The organism is Cupriavidus sp. D39 (assembly GCF_026627925.1).
GTDB classification, from domain to species: domain Bacteria; phylum Pseudomonadota; class Gammaproteobacteria; order Burkholderiales; family Burkholderiaceae; genus Cupriavidus; species Cupriavidus ulmosensis.
This window is the reverse complement of record NZ_JAPNLE010000009.1, coordinates 1,702,074-1,719,821: the sequence shown is the minus strand read 5'-3', so window position 1 is coordinate 1,719,821 and position 17,748 is coordinate 1,702,074. Positions and strand designations below refer to the sequence as shown.

Annotated in this window: 15 protein-coding genes and 2 pseudogenes; 14 read left to right on the top strand and 3 right to left on the bottom strand. The window is 65.5% G+C overall.

The features are described 5' to 3' along the window. Positions 1 to 86: 86 nt before the first annotated feature. Positions 87 to 1,061: an NADPH:quinone oxidoreductase family protein gene (locus OMK73_RS19905; RefSeq protein ID WP_267606439.1), complete on the bottom strand. Its 975-nt coding sequence runs from the start codon at positions 1,059 to 1,061 to the stop codon at positions 87 to 89. 231 nt (positions 1,062 to 1,292) lie between these two features. Between OMK73_RS19905 and surE the strand changes: the two genes are divergently transcribed. The 5 genes and pseudogenes from surE to OMK73_RS19880 all read left to right on the top strand — a co-directional run bounded on the left by surE (position 1,293) and on the right by OMK73_RS19880 (position 5,841). Next, on the top strand, positions 1,293 to 2,045 hold the full coding sequence (gene surE / locus OMK73_RS19900; protein ID WP_006157739.1) for a 5'/3'-nucleotidase SurE: 753 nt from the start codon (positions 1,293 to 1,295) through the stop codon (positions 2,043 to 2,045). Positions 2,046 to 2,073: 28 nt separating this feature from the next. Continuing rightward, positions 2,074 to 2,969, top strand: a pseudogene (locus tag OMK73_RS19895) (protein-L-isoaspartate(D-aspartate) O-methyltransferase). An 8-nt stretch (positions 2,970 to 2,977) separates the two neighbouring features. Beyond that, positions 2,978 to 3,811, top strand: a complete 834-nt coding sequence (locus OMK73_RS19890; RefSeq protein WP_267603635.1) for a peptidoglycan DD-metalloendopeptidase family protein — start codon at positions 2,978 to 2,980, stop codon at positions 3,809 to 3,811. Positions 3,812 to 3,817: 6 nt separating this feature from the next. Next, entirely contained in the window at positions 3,818 to 4,996 is a 1,179-nt protein-coding gene (gene rpoS, locus OMK73_RS19885) for an RNA polymerase sigma factor RpoS (RefSeq protein WP_150992413.1), read from the top strand. Beyond that, positions 4,993 to 5,841 carry a 3'-5' exonuclease gene (locus tag OMK73_RS19880; RefSeq protein ID WP_174423309.1) on the top strand — a complete coding sequence of 283 codons (849 nt, stop codon included), beginning with the start codon at positions 4,993 to 4,995 and terminating at the stop codon, positions 5,839 to 5,841. The genes rpoS and OMK73_RS19880 overlap by 4 nt, the downstream gene beginning before the upstream one ends. A gap of 30 nt (positions 5,842 to 5,871) precedes the next feature. Here OMK73_RS19880 and OMK73_RS19875 read toward each other — a convergent pair whose 3' ends face one another. Next, a complete protein-coding gene (locus tag OMK73_RS19875) occupies positions 5,872 to 6,741 on the bottom strand; it encodes an endonuclease/exonuclease/phosphatase family protein (protein ID WP_267603631.1) in 870 nt (289 codons plus the stop codon). 329 nt (positions 6,742 to 7,070) lie between these two features. Between OMK73_RS19875 and rlmD the strand changes: the two genes are divergently transcribed. Beyond that, positions 7,071 to 8,375 (top strand): 23S rRNA (uracil(1939)-C(5))-methyltransferase RlmD, encoded by a 1,305-nt coding sequence (gene rlmD, locus OMK73_RS19870; protein ID WP_420715663.1) that lies wholly within the window; start codon positions 7,071 to 7,073, stop codon positions 8,373 to 8,375. Between the two features lie 102 nt (positions 8,376 to 8,477). Here rlmD and OMK73_RS19865 read toward each other — a convergent pair whose 3' ends face one another. Beyond that, complete coding sequence (locus tag OMK73_RS19865) at positions 8,478 to 9,179, bottom strand: Bax inhibitor-1/YccA family protein (RefSeq protein ID WP_006157746.1); 702 nt, start codon at positions 9,177 to 9,179, stop codon at positions 8,478 to 8,480. A 332-nt stretch (positions 9,180 to 9,511) separates the two neighbouring features. On the opposite strand from OMK73_RS19865, the gene ndk reads away from it, so the two are divergent. The 8 genes and pseudogenes from ndk (at position 9,512) to bamB (ending at position 17,701) form a co-directional block, all read left to right on the top strand. Continuing rightward, positions 9,512 to 9,937, top strand: a complete 426-nt coding sequence (ndk, locus tag OMK73_RS19860; protein WP_006157747.1) for a nucleoside-diphosphate kinase — start codon at positions 9,512 to 9,514, stop codon at positions 9,935 to 9,937. A 53-nt stretch (positions 9,938 to 9,990) separates the two neighbouring features. Beyond that, positions 9,991 to 11,145, top strand: coding sequence for a 23S rRNA (adenine(2503)-C(2))-methyltransferase RlmN (gene rlmN / locus OMK73_RS19855; protein WP_267603628.1), 1,155 nt, complete (start codon positions 9,991 to 9,993; stop codon positions 11,143 to 11,145). Beyond that, positions 11,142 to 11,921 carry a type IV pilus biogenesis/stability protein PilW gene (pilW, locus tag OMK73_RS19850; protein WP_267603626.1) on the top strand — a complete coding sequence of 260 codons (780 nt, stop codon included), beginning with the start codon at positions 11,142 to 11,144 and terminating at the stop codon, positions 11,919 to 11,921. The genes rlmN and pilW overlap by 4 nt, the downstream gene beginning before the upstream one ends. Then, positions 11,914 to 12,908, top strand: a pseudogene (locus tag OMK73_RS19845) (helix-turn-helix domain-containing protein). Before pilW ends, OMK73_RS19845 begins: the two are co-directional and overlap by 8 nt. Before the next feature lie 50 nt (positions 12,909 to 12,958). Further along, complete coding sequence (gene ispG, locus OMK73_RS19840; RefSeq protein ID WP_267603625.1) at positions 12,959 to 14,251, top strand: flavodoxin-dependent (E)-4-hydroxy-3-methylbut-2-enyl-diphosphate synthase; 1,293 nt, start codon at positions 12,959 to 12,961, stop codon at positions 14,249 to 14,251. Between the two features lie 147 nt (positions 14,252 to 14,398). Next, complete coding sequence (gene hisS / locus OMK73_RS19835) at positions 14,399 to 15,679, top strand: histidine--tRNA ligase (RefSeq protein ID WP_420715662.1); 1,281 nt, start codon at positions 14,399 to 14,401, stop codon at positions 15,677 to 15,679. A gap of 97 nt (positions 15,680 to 15,776) precedes the next feature. Further along, a complete protein-coding gene (locus tag OMK73_RS19830) occupies positions 15,777 to 16,409 on the top strand; it encodes a YfgM family protein (RefSeq protein WP_267603622.1) in 633 nt (210 codons plus the stop codon). 104 nt (positions 16,410 to 16,513) lie between these two features. Continuing rightward, on the top strand, positions 16,514 to 17,701 hold the full coding sequence (bamB, locus tag OMK73_RS19825) for an outer membrane protein assembly factor BamB (RefSeq protein WP_267603621.1): 1,188 nt from the start codon (positions 16,514 to 16,516) through the stop codon (positions 17,699 to 17,701). Positions 17,702 to 17,748: the final 47 nt, after the last annotated feature.

The window sequence follows — 17,748 nt, the reverse complement described above, 5'->3', positions numbered from 1 at the left end:
CTGCGTGAAGCGCCACTGAGCAAAAAAGCGCCTGGTGCTACGGCCCCAGGCGCTTTTTCTTTGCGTGGCGCCAAAGGCGCGCTGCATCAAGGCACGATGACGATCTTGCCGGTGACCTTGCGGGCTTCCATGTCTTTCAGGGCTTGCGGCGCCTGTTCCAGCGCATAGCGCGCGGAGATGTGCGGGCGGATCTTGCCTTCCTTCATCCAGCCCAGCATCTGCGCCATGTTGGCCTGGTTGGCCTTGGGTTCGCGCCGCGTAAAGTCGCCCCAGAACACGCCCACCAGCGAGGCGCCCTTGAGCAGCGCCAGGTTCAGCGGCAGCTTCGGGATCTCGCCATTGGCAAAGCCCACCACCAGGTAGCGGCCGCGCCAGCCGATCGAGCGGAACGCCGGCTCGGCGTAGATGCCGCCCACCGGGTCATAGATCACATCGGGGCCGCGGCCGTCGGTCAGCGCCTTCACGCGTTCACGCAGGTCTTCGGTGCTGTAGTTGATCAGCGCATCGGCACCATGGTCCTTGCACACCGCGAGCTTCTCGTCGGTGGAGGCGGCGGCGATCACGCGCGCGCCGATGGCCTTGCCGATTTCGATGGCGGCCAGGCCCACGCCGCCGGCGGCGCCGAGCACCAGCATGGTCTGGCCGGCCTTTAGCTCACCCCGGTCGATCACCGCGTGGTGCGAGGTGCCATAGGTGAGGGTGAACGCCGCGGCGGTCTCGAAGTCGATGCCCGGCGGCATCGGCACGACGGCGGCGGCGGAGGCTTTGGCCTGCGAGGCGAAGGCGCCGTTGCCCAGGTAGGCGATGACATTGTCGCCGGGCTTGACGTGCGTCACGCCTTCGCCGACCGCGTTGACCACGCCGGCCAGCTCCGAGCCTGGCGAGAACGGCAGTTGCGGCTTGGCCTGGTATTTGTTCTGGATGATGAGGACGTCGGGAAAATTCACGCCGGCTGCCTTTACGTCGATGACCACTTCACCCGCGCCGGGCACCAGGTCGGGCAGGGTTTCGAGAACCAGCGAATCAGGCGGGCCCCAGGCTTTGCACAGTACGGCTTTCATCATGTCTCCAATGATATGTTCGATGCCCGGCTGAAGATGGCGCAAAGGGTGCATGCGCGGTGCACGCGTGGTCCATGCCAGTTGCGCCAGGCAGGCTCGGGCAAGTGTAGCGCAAAAATAGCACGGTCGTTCTGTTACAAGCTGGCGAGCCTGCCGCGGGCGCTGCTTTGCGCCATGATTTGCGCTGCGCACAGGGCGCTTGCGGCAGCCTTGTCAGGTACAATCCCGGCCATGCATATCCTCCTCGCAAACGATGACGGTTACCTGGCGCCGGGACTAGCCGCGCTACATGCCGCGCTGGCGCCGCTGGCGCGCATCACGGTGATTGCGCCTGAGCAAAACCACAGCGGTGCTTCCAACTCGCTGACATTGCAGCGGCCACTGTCCATCTATGAAGCCCGGGAGGGCGTGCAGAAGGGTTTCCGCTTCGTCAATGGCACGCCAACTGATTGCGTGCATATCGCGCTGACCGGCCTGCTTGACGAGAAGCCCGACCTGGTGGTGTCCGGCATCAACCAGGGCCAGAACATGGGCGAGGACGTGCTGTATTCCGGCACGGTCGCCGCCGCCATTGAGGGCTTCCTGCTTGGCATTCCCTCGATCGCCTTTTCGCAGGTGGATAAAGGCTGGACCCATCTCGACGCCGCCGCGCGCGTGGCGCGCGACATCGTCGAGCGCTATATCGCCAAGCCCGCGGCCGAGCCGTTCCTGCTCAACGTCAATATTCCCAGCCTGCCGTTCGAACACATCAAGGGCTACCGTGCCACCCGGCTCGGCAAGCGCCATCCGTCCCAGCCGGTGATCACGCAGGTCAACCCGCGCGGCGATACCAACTATTGGATCGGGCCCGCCGGCGATGCGCGCGATGCGAGCGAGGGCACGGATTTCCACGCCACGGGCGAAGGCTTCGTGTCGCTGACCCCTTTGCAGCTGGACCTGACTCACCGCGGACAGCTCGAGCAGATCAACCAGTGGCTGGCATAAGCCCTGCCGCGCGCAGTAGCCGGCCGTCATGAGTTCCGTCCCGCGTCGCCCTAAGTTTCCCCTGTCGCTGGACGCGGTGGTCGAGCGCAAGCCCGCGCCGGCGCGTACCGCCGGCATGCCTGCCGTGGGCGGCGCGCGCGGCGCGGCGATGGCCGCCAAATCGCGCGCGGCCAAGGCGCCTGCCGCGCCCACCCCGGCAGCGAGCGCCGTGCAGGCTCGCGCCAGCGCGGCCACGGCGGGCGGCGGCGGCATGGCCTCGGAGCGGGCGCGCGGCGCGCTGGCGGCGCGGCTCGTCGCCGCCGGCATCCGCGACGAGCGCGTGCTTGACGCGATTGCCACCATCCCGCGCCACCTGTTTGTCGAGCCCGGCCTGTCATCGCAAGCGTATGAAGACGCGGCGTTGCCGATCGGCCACCAGCAGACCATCTCCAAGCCGTCGGTGGTGGCTCGCATGATCGAGCTGTTGCGCGATGGCCTCGGCGCGGATGAGCCGCTGGAGCGCGTGCTGGAAATCGGCACCGGCTGCGGCTACCAGGCGGCGGTGCTGAGCCTGGTGGCGCGTGAAGTGTTCTCCATCGAGCGGATTCGTCCGCTGCACGAACAAGCCAAGGCGAACTTGCGGCCGCTGCGAGTGCCAAACCTGCGCCTGCATTATGGCGATGGCATGCTGGGTTTACCCCAGGCGGCGCCGTTTTCGTCGATTATCCTGGCGGCGGCCGGCATGGAGGTGCCTCAGGCGTTGCTGGAGCAGCTTGCCATTGGCGGGCGGCTGATCGCGCCCGTGGCGGTGGCTCCCCCGCCGGCGGGCCCGGGCAGACCGTCACACAGCAATTATTGTTGATCGAGCGGCGTAACCGGCATCGATTTCACCGGACCGCGCTTGAAGCCGTTTTCTTTGTGCCATTAAAATCGGGCACCATCTGAGTCGAACTATGCACAATATCGTGAACACGGAACGTTTCGCCCGCGCCGGGCAGCTCGCTACCGCCTCCCTGCTGCTGGCCCTGCTGGCCGCCTGCGCCTCCTCGCCCATGCCGGCGCCCGTGGTGGACCGCACCTCCGGAGCCGGCGTCGCCGGTGTCGTCCCGCTGGAGCCCGCGCCGCCTGGATACTATCGCGTCAAGCGAGGCGATACGCTTTATCGAATCGCGCTCGAGAACGGCCAGTCCTACCGCGATGTCGCGGCCTGGAATTCGCTGGCCAACGCCAACCAGATCGAAGTGGGCCAATTGTTGCGCGTGGCGCCTCCGGGTGCCGACGTCAACGCGGGCACCGGTGTGGCCACCATGCCGGTGGCGCCAGGCGGCGTGCAGGGCCAGCCGATCGACCAGGCCCGCCCGGTGCCCACGCCGGTTCCGTCGACAGCTGCCGCTGGCGGGGCTTCCGCGCCCGCCGCCGATGGCTCGGTCAAGCTGGCATGGCCGGTCACCGGCCAGTTAATCGGGCATTTCGACGAAAAAGGCAACAAGGGCATCGATATTGCCGGCAAAAAGGGCGATCCGGTGCAGGCAGCCGACGATGGCCGCGTGATTCACGTTGGCCCCTTGCGCGGCTACGGGAATCTTGTCATCATCAAACACAACGATACATATCTCACTGCGTACGGCCACAACGACAAGGTGCTGGTGACGGAGCAGGCAACGGTCCGCAAGGGACAAAAGATTGCAGAGATGGGTAACAGTGACACCGATCGTGTGAAGCTGCATTTCGAGGTACGCAAGAACGGGAAACCAGTCGATCCGATGCGGTATCTGCCGCCACAGTGAGGGTTCATGCCACGCCAGAAAACTGTCTCCACCGGAAGCACCAGCCGCGCTCGGCGTCCCAAGCAGCCGGAGTTGCAGCAGTCCACTGGCGTGGCGCAAGCCGATGCCGATGCAGATTCCGAGGCCTACGGCCAGGACCCGGCCGCCGACCTGGTTCCGCTTACCGATGAGCCCATCACCACGGGTACGGCGGTAGGCCTGCGCGAGGCCGACCTGATGGTCGAGGAAGTCGAGCGCCAGGCCCGCGACGAGGACGAAGAAGAATCCGAGGACGAAGAAGAGGGCGAGGCCGCCGCCGAGCCCGCCGCGCCCGATCACGACGACTTCCGCACCGTGCTGCACACCGAGCTGGCAGCCGATACCGTCCAGCATTACCTGAATCGCATCAGCATCAAGCCGCTGCTGTCCGCGCCCGAAGAGCTGCATTTTTCCACCCTGGCCAAGGGCGGCGATTTCTCGGCGCGGCAGGTCATGATCGAGCGTAACCTGCGGCTGGTGGTCAGCATCGCCAAGGGCTACCTCAATCGCGGCGTGCCGCTACTGGACCTGATCGAGGAAGGCAATCTCGGCCTGATGCATGCCATCGAGAAATTCGATCCCTCCCGCGGATTCCGTTTCTCGACCTACGCCACATGGTGGATCCGCCAGAGCATCGAGCGCGCCATCATGAACCAGGCCCGCACCGTACGCCTGCCGGTCCATGTCATCCGCGAACTCAACCAGGTGCTGCGCGCCAAGCGCCATCTGGAGAAGGGCGGCACCGACGGCCGCGATGCCAGCCTGGAAGACATTGCCCACTTGCTGGGCAAGACCCCCGACGAAATACAAGACGTGCTCGCGCTCAACGAGCACACCACCTCGCTCGACACGCCATTCGATCTCGATCCCGGATCCAGCCTGCTTGATTTCCTCTCGGACGAGCACAACGCCGCGCCCGACCAGGAAGTCGCGCACCGCGAGCTGGAAAACCTGATGAAACAATGGTTGGCGCGTTTGTCCGAAAAGCACCGCTATGTTGTCGAGCGCCGCTTCGGGCTTAATCACATCGAGCCGGCCACGCTGGAAGAACTTGCCGAGGAAATGGGGCTGACGCGCGAGCGTGTGCGCCAGATCCAGCAAGAGGCGCTGGTCAAGCTCAAACGCCATTTTGCTTCGCAAGGCGTGCGCAAGGACGCTGTTCTATGACACCTGTGCTGGTATTCGACATCGAGACGATTCCCGATGTCGATGGTTTGCGTCGTTTGCACGACCATCCCGATTCCATGACCGATGCCGAGGTCGCCGAACATGCTTTCGCGGCCCGCCGCGAGAAAAACGGCACCGATTTCCTGCCACACTACCTGCAGCGCATCGCGGCCATTTCCTGCGTGCTGCGCCGTAACCAGCGCGACGGCACCCCGGTCTTCCATGTGGGCTCGCTTGGCACGCTGGAAGACGGCGAGGCGGTGCTGATCCAGAAGTTCTATGACCTGGTGGCGCGCTACTCGCCCCAGATGGTGTCGTGGAACGGCGGCGGCTTCGACCTGCCTGTGCTGCATTATCGCGGGCTGGTGCATGGCATCGTCGCGCCGCGCTACTGGGAAATGGGCGAAGGCAGCGAGTCCGATAGCCGCGAATTCAAGTGGAACAACTACATCAGTCGTTACCACATGCGGCACCTGGACCTGATGGACCTGCTGGCGATGTACCAGCCCCGCGCCAGCGCACCGCTGGACGATCTGGCCAAGCTGTGCGGCTTTCCCGGCAAGATGGGCATGGACGGCAGCAAGGTCTGGCAGGCCTACCAGGACGGCCAGCTGCCCGCGATCCGCGACTACTGCGAGACCGACGTCGTCAACACCTACCTGGTGTACTGCCGCTTCCAGCTGATGCGCGGCGGCCTCACGCCGAAGCAGTTCGATACCGAAATCGAATTCGTGCAAGAGTCGCTCGCCGAGTTGCCGGGCTCCCAGTGGATCCAGTACCTCCAGTCCTTCCGCATCAAGCCGGTGTATGCCGGCGGCGATGACGACGAAGAACCGGAAATCTAAGCGCGTCCCGGCGCGCCCCGTGACAGGCCCTCATTCGTCCGCCAGCGACAGATAGATCGGCTGGTGGTCGGATGCCCGCGTTTCGCCATCCACCTCGCAGCACAGCACGCGCGACAGCAGGTCTTCCGTCAGGAAGGCGAAGTCGCAGGCAAACGGTGCCTGCGGCCATTGGTCCTTGTCATACAAGCCGCAAGTTGGTGCATGGGGCTTGCCGGGGTGGGTATGCGTCCAGGCGTCGTGCCAGCCGATGATGCCGGTTTCGTGGCAGCCGTCGTATGGCGCCAGCATGCGCAGGTAAGCGATATCGTCCGGTGCGCCGTTGAAATCACCGCACAGCACGGCGGAAGCGGGCCGGGCTTCGGGCGTGAACGGGCCGGGGCCGGTCTCGCGCAGGCCGGGCTGGCTGGCGTGCTCGCAGGCCTCACGGTGCCAGGCGCGCAACGCGTCGGTCTGGGCCGCGCGCTGATGTGTCGAGTAATACTCCAGATGGGTGCAGATCACGCGCAGGCGCCGGTCTCCCGTCAGCACCGTCGCTTCCAGCGCCACGCGAGGCATCGACGGGACGGTCGGATCGGTCGGCCAGGGCAGGGCGTGGCGGAATACTTCGAACAAGGGCAGGCGGGTGGCGATGAGGTTACCGAACTGGCGCGGCGCGCCGTTGGCGGCGAAACGGTCCACCGCTGGGGCATAGAGGATCCGGTAGCCGGGCAACAGCGCCGCCAGCTCGGCCACTTGGTCGGGGCCAGGCTCGCCTGCGAGGTCGGAGTAGCCGCGCGTCACCTCCTGCAGGCATAGCACGTCGGCATCGGCGATCGCGTGCAGCGTCCTGACGGTGCGTGCCAGGTCGACGCGCCCGTCGGCGCCACGACCCCACTGGATATTCCAGGAAATCAGTTCCATGTCGCCCCCTGCTCGGTTGCCGCGGCGCGTGGTGCCGGTGTTCTGTGCCCATAGTGCCACGCGCGTGCTGCACCCATGTTGCGCTTATCTGGCGCGCTTGTCCCGGTCTTCGTGCCGCCGGGCCCGCCGTAGGGCCGCCCGGCTGTGCGTCTGGACTACAATCGCGCTCTCACAAAACAATACGTCAGGTTCCCCAGGTGTCTCAAGCCGTGACTCTTTCGCAAGCCCATTCTGCGCCGGAAGGTGGCGCTTCCGTCTCTCCGGCCGTGCCCGCGCCGGTCAAGCCTGCGCCCGTGCAACTGCCCGTCGTGCAGATCCACAGCCTCGACATGGAGGCGCGCGGCGTTGGCCGGCTGGTCAATGAGGACGGCAGCCCAGGCAAGGTGATTTTCGTCGAGGGCGCGCTGCCGGGCGAGACCGTCAGCTACAACAGCTTCAAGCGCAAGGCCAGTTTCGAGCAGGCAAACCTGGGCGCGATCAAGAAAGCCTCGTCGATGCGCGTGAAGCCGGGCTGCGAGTACTTTGGCGTATGTGGCGGTTGTTCGATGCAGCACCTGGATGCGCGCGCGCAAGTGGCTATCAAGCAACGCGTGCTGGAGGACGATCTCTGGCACCTTTCGAAGCTGCGCCCGGACGTGGTGTTCCGCCCGATCGCCGGCCCGGATTGGGGTTATCGCTACCGGGCGCGGCTGACGGTGCGCTACGTGGCGAAGAAGGGCTTGGCGCTGGTCGGCTTCCATGAGCGAAAGAGCAGCTATGTGGCCGAAATGGCGAGCTGCAAAGTGCTGCCGCCGCATGTATCGGCCCTGCTGGTGCCGCTGCGGGGGCTGATCACGGGTTTGTCGATCCGCGACCGCCTGCCGCAGGTCGAGCTGGCGGTGGGGCAGGATGTGACCGTGCTGGTGCTGCGCATCCTCATGCCGCTGACCGAAGCCGACGAGGCGCTGCTGCGTGCCTTCGCCGACCAGCACGGCGTGCAGTTCTGGCTCCAGCCCAAGGGCCCGGACACGGTGGTGCCGTTCTACCCGCTGGACCGCGAGCTGGCCTACACGCTGCCGGAATTCAACATCCGCATGCCGTTCAAGCCGACCGACTTTACCCAGGTCAACCACCAGATCAACCGCGCGTTGATCGGCCGCGCGCTTCGCCTGCTGGACGCGCAGCCGGATGACCGGCTGCTCGACCTGTTCTGCGGCATCGGCAATTTCACGCTGCCGCTGGCCACGCGCGGCCGCTCGGTGATGGGCATCGAAGGCAGCGAGGTCCTGACCACCCGGGCACTGGCCAATGCGGCCATCAACGGGCTGGACCACAAGACCGAGTTCGCCTGCCGCAACCTCTTCGAGGTGGGCTCCGAGGACATCGCCGCGCTGGGCCGTTTCGACCGCTGGCTGATCGACCCGCCGCGCGAAGGCGCGCTGGCGGTCAGCAAGGCGCTGGGCGAGCTGGCCCAGGCCGGCAGCGACATGTTGCCCAAGCGCATCGTCTATGTCTCGTGCAACCCGGCCACGCTGGCGCGCGATGCCGGCCTGCTGGTGCACGAGGCCGGCTACCGCCTGTCCGGCGCGGGCGTGGTCAACATGTTCCCGCACACCTCGCACGTGGAATCGATCGCGGTGTTCGACCGCGGCTGAGCGGCGCAGGGTTGGCGCGGCCAAGCGGTCGCGGCAATGAAAAAGGCCAGCACGGATGCGCTGGCCTTTTTAGTCTGGAGCAGGGCGGCCGGGCCGCCCGCCTTAGTCGCGGTTGCCGCCGAAGATACCCAGCAGCGCCAGCAGGTTGGCGAAGACGTTGTACACGTCCAGGTAGATCGCCAGCGTTGCCGTGATGTAGTTGGTCTCGCCGCCGTTCAGCACGCGCTGCACGTCAAACAGGATGTAGGCGGAGAAGATGCCGATGGCGATCACCGAAACCGTGATCATCAGCGACGGCAGTTGCAGCCAGATGTTGGCGACGCTGGCCAGGATCAGCAGGATCACGCCGACGAACAGGAATTTGCTCAGTCCGGAGAAGTCGCGCTTGCTGACGGTAGCGATGGTGGCCATGGCGCCGAACACCGCCGCTGTGCCGCCAAAGGCATACATGATCAGTGCCGGACCATTGGAGAACTGCAGCACCGACCCGATCAGGCGCGACAGCATCAGGCCCATGAAGAAGGTGAAGGCCAGCAGCAGGACCACGCCCATGCTGCTGTTCTTGGTCTTCTCGATGGCATAGAAGAAGCCGAACGCGATGCCCAGGAACAGGATCATCGACAGGCCGGGGCTGCCTTTCATCAGGCTGAAGCCCGTGGTGACGCCGATCCACGCACCGATGACGGTGGGAATCATCGAAATCGCAAGCAACCAGTAGGTGTTGCGCATGACCCGATTGCGCACCACGACGTCGCTCGTCGCGGTGCCGCTGCCGAAACTGTATGTGTTCAGCTTGTTATCCATGGTGACTCCTGTCTCAAAACGGTGAGGCGCCGGGGTAACCCAGGCGGGCACAACGCCAATGTGGCATCGCAGTAAGGGAATTGCAAGGGTTGGGTCGGCCACTTTTTTCGCAAAACCCGCGCTGACGGTGATGATTTGATCGCAACCGGCCTCATGCGTTCCCTGCACATGGCCCGCTATCTAAAGTGCTTCTTTGGACTCTTTTCGGTGCGTGTTGTGCCTTGGCTGGCTCCGGGGAACCAGCGGTCATGGGCCTTCTCGAAACCATAACCGTCTCGTGCTAGAATTGCACGTTTACTTGAATTGTAACCCCTTCATTTTTTGGAGTTTTTATGGCGATCGAACGCACCCTGTCGATTATCAAGCCGGATGCCGTGGCAAAGAATGTCATCGGCCAGATTTACGCTCGTTTCGAGGCCGCCGGCCTGAAGATCGTGGCTGCCAAGATGGTTCACCTGTCGCGCGGCGAAGCCGAGCAATTCTACGCAGTGCACGCTGCCCGCCCGTTCTTCAAGGACCTGGTGGACTTCATGGTTTCCGGCCCGGTCATCATCCAGGCCCTGGAAGGCGAAAACGCCATTGCCAAGCACCGCGACCTGATGGGCGCAACCGACCCGAAGAAGGCTGAAGCCGGCACGATCCGTGCGGACTTCGCTGACAGCATCGACGCCAACGCTGTTCACGGCTCGGACGCAGCAGAAACCGCTGCCGTCGAAATCGCTTTCTTCTTCCCCGGCATGAACGTTTACAGCCGCTGATTGTCTGGTCTATTCCACAAGACTAGACTGCTATTGAAGTTGATACTGCCGTCATGAACACTCTCGTCAACCTGCTCGACCTGGATGCGGACGCGCTTACCGCCTATTGCGGAGAGCTCGGCGAGAAGCCGTTTCGTGCGCGGCAGTTGCAGCGCTGGATTCACCAGTTCGGCGCCAGCCGTTTCGATGCCATGTCGGATCTCGCCAAGTCGCTGCGCGAAAAGCTCGCCACGCGCGCCGAGATCCGCTCGCCTGCCGTCATCACCGACAACCTGTCGGCCGACGGCACGCGCAAGTGGCTGCTGGACGTTGGCGCCGGCGATGCGGTGGAGACGGTGTACATCCCCGAGGAGACGCGCGGCACGCTGTGCGTGTCTTCGCAGGCGGGGTGCGCCGTCAATTGCCGGTTCTGCTCGACCGGCAAGCAAGGCTTCTCGCGCAACCTGACTACTGGCGAGATCATCGGCCAGTTGTGGATGGCCGAGTTTGCCATGCGTGCCCAACTGGGCCGTGGCGCCAAGGACGACCGCGTCATCTCCAACGTGGTGATGATGGGCATGGGCGAGCCGCTGCTCAACTATGACCAGGTTGTGCCGGCCATGCGCCTGATGCTGGACGACCATGCCTACGGGCTGTCGCGCCGGCGCGTGACGCTGTCCACCTCCGGCGTGGTGCCGATGATGGACCGACTGGCCAAGGATTTGCCCGTGGCGCTGGCGGTATCGCTGCACGCGTCCAACGATCCGTTGCGCGACATGCTGGTGCCGCTCAACAAGAAGTACCCGCTCGCCGAGCTGATGGCGGCTTGCCGCCGCTACCTGGAATTTGCCCCGCGCGATTTCATCACCTTCGAATACTGCATGCTGGATGGCGTCAATGACGGCGTCGAGCATGCCCGGGAACTGCTGAAGCTTGTGGCCGACGTGCCTTGCAAGTTCAACCTGATCCCGTTCAACCCCTTCCCTGAATCGGGGCTCAAGCGCTCGAACAACGAGCAGATCCGCCGCTTCGCCCAGGTCCTGATGGACGCCGGCATCGTCACCACCATCCGCAAGACGCGCGGCGACGATATCGACGCGGCCTGCGGCCAGCTCGCGGGCGAGGTCAAGGACCGTACCCGCCTGGCCCAGCGTGGCAAGTTCGGCAAGATCACGCCGATCGTGGCGGCGCCCGCGGCCGGCCAGCCGCAAGAGGCCCGGCCTGCATGACCCGTCTGATAGTCGCGGTCCTGATGGGGCTGGTGCTGCTGGCCGCGTGCCAGCTGCCGCCGCCGGTCAAGCCCGAATTGCAGACCGCGTCCGACCAGACCGAGCTGAGCCGGCGTGCCACTATCCGCCTCCAACTGGCTACCAGCTACCTTGAAGCCGGGCAGTACAACGTCGCGCTGGACGAGGCCAAGCAAGCCATCGCGATCGACCCGACGCTGGTCGACGCGTACCATATCCGCGCGCTGGTCTACATGAACATGAACGAGCGCGCGCTGGCTGAAGAGAGCTTCCGTAGCGCGCTGGCCATGCGTGCCGACGATGGCGACGTGCTGAACAACTACGGCTGGTTCCTGTGCGTGAACGGGCGCTATGCCGAGGCCGTGCCTTACCTGGAGCGCGCGGTCAACGCGCCTTCGGCAAGCGGGCCCGGCAAGGCGCTGACCAGCCTTGGCGCCTGCCAGCTGCGCAATGGCAACAGCGAGGCAGCCGAGAAGAGCTTGTTTGGCGCGCTGCGCTTCGATCGCAACAACCCGGTAGCCAACAACAACCTGGCGCTGCTGTATTACCAGCGCGGGGACTACCAGCGGGCCCAGCAGTATGTCGGCCGCATCAACAGCAGCAATTTCGTCAGCGCGCAATCCCTCTGGCTGGGTGCGCGCATTGCCCGCCGTCAGGGTGACGTAGCCGCGCAGAATGCCCTGGTGGCACAGTTGCGCAGCCGTTTCCCCGATTCGCGTGAGTTGACCGCATACGAACAAGGAGCATGGGATGAGTGAGCACGAGCGCGCCGAAGGCCAGACTGCAGCGACGGGTCATGCGGGGGTACCCCCGCGGATGCCGGGCGCGAGGCGGTGGCGCGCGAGATTGGCGAACGCCTGGCGCAAGCGCGCAAGGATCAGCGTTTCTCGCTGGAAGATGTCAGCGCGCGGCTGAAGGTCGCCTCGCACAAGCTGGCCGCCATCGAGCAGGGCGACGTCGCGGCGCTGCCAGACGTGACCTTTGCCAAAGGAGTGATGCGGGCCTACGCGCGCATGCTCCAGATCGACATCGATGCCTTGCTGGCGCGTTTCCACGCGCAGGCCGTGCCGGTGGTGGAGATCGGCATGCGCCGCGAAGGCGGCTTGAACGAGAGTTTCGACGACCGTAACCGCTTTGGCTCCGGTGGCTCGGGCGGCCGGTGGATCTGGCTGGCCCTGGTGGTCGCCGTCATCGGCGGCGGGGTGCTGTTCGGGCTGGACCACTTCAAGCAATGGATCGAGGCGCGCAAGGAAACCCTCACGGCGCCCCCGGCGGCGCAAGCCACGGTGCAAGGCAGCGAGCCCGGAACCGTCACGGCCGCGCTGCCGCCCGTGATGGCCGCGTCCGACGCCCCCGCGCCGTCCGAGTCGCTGCCTGCCAGCGGCCCGGTGGCGGTGGCGCCGGCACCTTCGGCGGCACCTGCACCTTCGGCAGCGCCGGCTCCAGCCGCCGTGCCCGCGGTAGCCGCTTCGGCGGCAGTGCCTGCGCCCGCAGCAGCAGCTGGCGCGGGCGAGCTGCGCATCCGTTTCGCCTCGGACACCTGGTATGAGATCCGCGACCGTAGCGGCAAGGTTGTGCTCGGCGGTACCGCGCGCGCCGGCCAGGATCTCAGTGGCGGCGGTACGCCGCCGTACAAAATCGTGATCGGCAACGTCAAGGGCGTCGAGTCGCTGACGCGCAGCGGCACGCCGGTCGACCTGCAGGCGGCCAACCGCAATAATGTGGCGCGCCTGACGCTGCCCTGAACATCGTTTCTCCAGCCATGCGCAACGCCGCATTGCAAGGTGGTAATGCTATGAACCAACAGGCTTGTATGCCGGTACTGCCCGGCCCGATGCCCCGCCGCAAAACGCGCCAGGCGCGCGTGGTGTGGGGCGACAACGTGGTCACGATCGGTGGCGACGCCCCCGTGCGCGTGCAGTCGATGACGAATACCGATACGGTGGACGCCATCGGCACCGCGATCCAGGTCAAGGAGCTGGCGCGTGCCGGTTCCGAGATCGTGCGCATCACGGTCAACACGCCGGAAGCCGCGGCGGCGGTGCCCGCCCTGCGCGAGCAACTGGACCGCATGGGCGTGAACGTGCCGCTGGTGGGCGACTTCCACTACAACGGCCACAAGCTGCTGCACGATTATCCCGACTGCGCCCAGGCGCTGTCGAAGTACCGCATCAACCCTGGCAATGTCGGGCAGGGGGCCAAGCGCGACACGCAATTCGCGCAGATGATCGAGATGGCCTGCCGCTACGACAAGCCGGTTCGCATCGGCGTGAACTGGGGCAGCCTGGACCAGTCGCTGCTGGCACGCATCATGGACGAAAACGCCCTGCGCGCCGAGCCGTGGCCGGCGCAGAACGTGATGGTTGAGGCGCTGATCACCTCGGCCATCGAGTCGGCGAAGAAGGCCGAGGAAATCGGGCTCTCGGGCGACCAGATCATCCTGTCGTGCAAGGTCTCGCAGGTGCAGGAACTGATCGCGGTGTACCGCGAGCTGACCAAGCGCTGCGACTACGCATTGCACCTCGGGCTGACCGAGGCAGGCATGGGCAGCAAGGGCATCGTGGCCTCCACCGCGGCACTGTCCGTGCTGCTGCAGGAAGGCATCGGCGACACGATCCGCATCTCGCTGACGCCGGAACCCGGCGCCGCGCGCGAGAAGGAAGTCTATGTGGGGCAGGAGATCCTGCAGACCATGGGCCTGCGCAACTTCACCCCGATGGTGATTGCTTGCCCGGGCTGCGGCCGTACCACCAGCACCACCTTCCAGGAACTGGCATCCAGCATCCAGAGCTACCTGCGCGAGCAGATGCCGACCTGGAAGACCGCCTACCCTGGCGTGGAAGAAATGGATGTGGCCGTGATGGGCTGCATCGTGAACGGGCCGGGCGAAAGCAAGCATGCCAATATCGGCATCTCGCTGCCGGGCTCGGGCGAATCGCCGGCGGCGCCGGTGTTTGTCGACGGCGTCAAGGTCAAGACGCTGCGCGGCGATCGCATCGCCGAGGAATTCCAGGCGATCGTCGATGACTATGTGCGCACCCATTACGGCAACAAGGCCGGGAGCGCCAGCAATGAGGTGGCAGCCTGAGCCGACAGGGCCAGGCGCTGCAGGGAAAGACAAGAAAAGATGAATCAACCCGTGAATCCGGTGGTCGCCAGCGACGGCGCCAAGGCCGACAATAGCAAGGCCGACAGCAAGATCAAGTTGCCCAAGGCACTGCAGGGCGTCAAGGGCATGAACGACATGCTGCCCGCCGACGCGCCGCTGTGGGAGCATTTCGAGAACGCCGCGCGCGCGATGCTGCGCGCCTATGGCTACCAGCAGCTGCGCACGCCCATCGTTGAGCACACGCAGCTGTTCGTGCGCGGCATCGGCGAGGTCACCGACATCGTCGAGAAGGAAATGTATTCCTTCACCGATGCGCTCAACGGCGAGCAACTGACGCTGCGCCCCGAGGGCACGGCGGCCGCGGTGCGCGCCACCATCGAGCACAACCTGCTGTACGACGGCCCCAAGCGCCTGTGGTACACCGGCCCGATGTTCCGCCACGAGCGTCCCCAGCGCGGGCGTTATCGCCAGTTCCACCAGCTTGGCGCCGAGGCCCTCGGCTTTGCCGGTCCAGACGTGGACGCCGAGATCATCATGATGTGCCAGCGCCTGTGGGATGACCTGGGCCTGGTCGGCGTGCGCCTCGAGCTCAATTCGCTGGGCCAGGCGCATGAGCGCGCCGCGCACCGCGAAGAACTGATCAAGTACCTGGAAGGCTTCCAGGACATTCTTGACGAAGACAGCAAGCGCCGCCTGTACACCAACCCGCTGCGCGTGCTGGATACCAAGAATCCGGCGCTGCAGGAAATGGCAAGCAATGCACCCAAGCTGATCGATTTCCTGGGCGAGGAATCGCTGGGCCACTTCGACGGCGTGCAGCGCCTGCTCAAGGCCAACAACATCCCGTTCAAGATCAATCCGCGCCTGGTGCGCGGGCTGGACTACTACAACCTGACCGTGTTCGAGTGGATCACCGACAAGCTCGGCGCGCAGGGCACCATCGCCGGCGGCGGCCGCTACGATCCGCTGATCGCGCAGATGGGCGGCAGGGCGGCACCGGCTTGCGGCTGGGCGATGGGCATCGAGCGCATCATCGAACTGCTGCGCGAGGAAAAGCTCGTGCCGCAGGCGGAAGGCGCCGATGTGTACCTCGTCCACCAGGGCGAAGCGGCTGGCCAGCAGGCCATGATCATCGCCGAGCGCCTGCGCGATGCCGGCCTCGACGTGCTGCTGCATGCCACGCCCGACGGCAAGAGCGGCAGCTTCAAGTCGCAGATGAAGCGCGCCGACGGTAGCGGTGCGGCCTATGCCGTTATCATTGGCGAGGATGAGGTAGTGGCGGGCACGGCACAGGTCAAGGACCTGCGCCAGGGCGCCCAGGCCGAAGGCGATGGCGCGCAGGTGACGGTGGCGGCTGAGAAGCTGGTCGACCACATCATCGACGCCATGGTTGGCGCCAGCGAATAAGCGGGCAGGTAAGCAGGCAGGTAAGCAGGCAGCATCGGAACCAGGGGCCGCGCGAGCGCGGTCCTTCATACAAACAAACGCGGGTGGATCCCTCGACATGGCTTACGATCTAGAAGAACAGGAACAGCTTGAGAGCCTCAAGGCCTGGTGGCGCCAGTACGGCAATACCGTGACCTGGGCCCTGATCGCCGGCTTGCTGGCTTTCGCTGCCTGGAGTGGCTGGAACTACTGGCAACGCGAGCAGGCCGGAGAAGCGGCGCTGCTGTACGAGCAGGTCGTCAAGGCCGCCGAGAGCGGCGATGTCGAGCGGGTCAAGCGCGCTGCCGGCGACCTCGAGGAAAAATTCGGCAAGACCGCCTATGGCCCCATGACCGCGCTGGTGTCGGCCAAGGTGCTGTACGATGCAGGCGACCTGGCCGCCACGAAGGCCCAGCTGCAATGGGCGATCGACCATGGCGATGGCGAGTATGCTCACCTCGCGCGCGTGCGCCTGGCTGGCGTGCTGCTTGACGAGAAGGCCTACGACCAGGGCCTGGCACTGCTCAAGGACGAGCCGCCGGCACCATTCGTGGCGCTGTATGCGGACCGCCGCGGCGATCTGCTGGCTGCCCAGGACAAGCGCGCGGAAGCCCGCTCGGCGTACCAGAAGGCGCTCGACAAGCTGAGCGCCAACGATGCCGCCATGCGCCAGATCATTCAGTTCAAGCTTGACGCGCTGGGCACCGCCTGAAGGCGGTTGGCCCGGCTCGCCGACAGGCTCGCGGGATTCGCATGCCATGCATGCCCCGCATGCCCGCACCCTTGCGCCTCAACTTAAATCAGGATCGGAACCTCATGAAGTCATTGTTTTCCGGCACGGCCCAGAACCAGCAACACGGCAATTTCGTCCGCGGCCTGGTGGTGGCCGCCGCTTGTGCGGCCAGCCTCGCCAGCCTTGGCGGCTGCTCGCTGTTCAGCAAGGCTGACAAGCGCACGCCGGTCGAACTCAAGCCGATCACCCAGACGCTGTCGGTGCGCCAGGCCTGGAAGGCCAGCGTCGGCAAGAGCGGCCCGTACTCGCTGCAGCCGGCGGTGTCCGGCAGCACCGTATATGCCTCCTCGAACGGCGGCAAGGTGATGGCGTTCGATGGCGGCACCGGACGCACGTTGTGGGAGGCCAAGACCGACACGGACCTGACCTCCGGCCCCGGCAGCGATGGCAGCGTCACGGCGGTGGCGGGCGAGAAGGGCGCGGTGTTCGCCTTTGACGCCAGCGGCAAGCAGATCTGGAAGAAGCAGGTCAATGGCGAGGTCCTTTCCGCGCCGCTGGTCGGCAACGGCTTGGTGATCGTGCGCACGACCGACACCCGCGTGCTTGGCCTGGACGCGCAGACCGGCGAGCGCCGCTGGATCTATCAGCGCTCGCAGACCCCGCTCAACCTGCGCGCGTCGATGGGCATGGTGTTTGCCGGCGACGGCATCGTGATGGGCTTCCCCGGCGGCAAGCTGGGCGTGCTGGCTCCCGGCAACGGCGTGCTGCGCTGGGAAAGCACGGTGTCCTATCCCAAGGGCGTATCCGAGATCGAGCGGCTCAACGACGTCACGGGCCAGCCCATGGTCGACGGGCGCCAGGTCTGTGCCACCACGTTCCAGGGCCGCGTGGCTTGCCTGGAACTGGCCAATGGCCAGCCGCAATGGGGCAAGGAATTCTCGTCGCCGACCGGCCCCGCGCAGGATGACGGCTCGCTGTACGCCAGCGACGAGCGCTCGGTGGTGCATGCTTTCGACCGCCAGAACGGCACGGAGCGCTGGAAGAACGATCAGCTCCTGTATCGTCGCCTGGGCGCGCCGCTGGCGCTGGGACGCTCGGTTGTCATGGGCGACTTCGAAGGCAATGTACACTTCCTCTCTCGCGACGACGGCCAGTTCGTGGCCCGCATGAAGACCGATGGCAGCGAGATTACCGCTGCGCCGGTGGTGGCGGGTGCGTCCCTGGTGGTGCAGACGCGCGACGGCAACCTCTACGGCTTCGTGCCGGACTGAGGCGGTCAACATCATGGCGACTGCTCGTGCACCTGTCGGCATGGGCG

What these genes read in the sequence shown, in the direction of transcription:
- surE (WP_006157739.1), top strand. Translation starts at nt 1,293, where the DNA reads ATGCATATCCTCCTCGCAAACGATGACGGTTACCTGGCGCCGGGACTA.
- OMK73_RS19880 (WP_174423309.1), top strand. Translation starts at nt 4,993, where the DNA reads ATGACACCTGTGCTGGTATTCGACATCGAGACGATTCCCGATGTCGAT.
- ispG (WP_267603625.1), top strand. Translation starts at nt 12,959, where the DNA reads ATGAACCAACAGGCTTGTATGCCGGTACTGCCCGGCCCGATGCCCCGC.
- OMK73_RS19875 (WP_267603631.1), bottom strand. Translation starts at nt 6,741, where the DNA reads ATGGAACTGATTTCCTGGAATATCCAGTGGGGTCGTGGCGCCGACGGG.
- rlmD (WP_420715663.1), top strand. Translation starts at nt 7,071, where the DNA reads ATGGAGGCGCGCGGCGTTGGCCGGCTGGTCAATGAGGACGGCAGCCCA.
- rpoS (WP_150992413.1), top strand. Translation starts at nt 3,818, where the DNA reads ATGCCACGCCAGAAAACTGTCTCCACCGGAAGCACCAGCCGCGCTCGG.
- rlmN (WP_267603628.1), top strand. Translation starts at nt 9,991, where the DNA reads ATGAACACTCTCGTCAACCTGCTCGACCTGGATGCGGACGCGCTTACC.
- bamB (WP_267603621.1), top strand. Translation starts at nt 16,514, where the DNA reads ATGAAGTCATTGTTTTCCGGCACGGCCCAGAACCAGCAACACGGCAAT.
- pilW (WP_267603626.1), top strand. Translation starts at nt 11,142, where the DNA reads ATGACCCGTCTGATAGTCGCGGTCCTGATGGGGCTGGTGCTGCTGGCC.
- OMK73_RS19905 (WP_267606439.1), bottom strand. Translation starts at nt 1,061, where the DNA reads ATGAAAGCCGTACTGTGCAAAGCCTGGGGCCCGCCTGATTCGCTGGTT.
- hisS (WP_420715662.1), top strand. Translation starts at nt 14,399, where the DNA reads ATGAACGACATGCTGCCCGCCGACGCGCCGCTGTGGGAGCATTTCGAG.
- OMK73_RS19865 (WP_006157746.1), bottom strand. Translation starts at nt 9,179, where the DNA reads ATGGATAACAAGCTGAACACATACAGTTTCGGCAGCGGCACCGCGACG.
- OMK73_RS19890 (WP_267603635.1), top strand. Translation starts at nt 2,978, where the DNA reads ATGCACAATATCGTGAACACGGAACGTTTCGCCCGCGCCGGGCAGCTC.
- ndk (WP_006157747.1), top strand. Translation starts at nt 9,512, where the DNA reads ATGGCGATCGAACGCACCCTGTCGATTATCAAGCCGGATGCCGTGGCA.
- OMK73_RS19830 (WP_267603622.1), top strand. Translation starts at nt 15,777, where the DNA reads ATGGCTTACGATCTAGAAGAACAGGAACAGCTTGAGAGCCTCAAGGCC.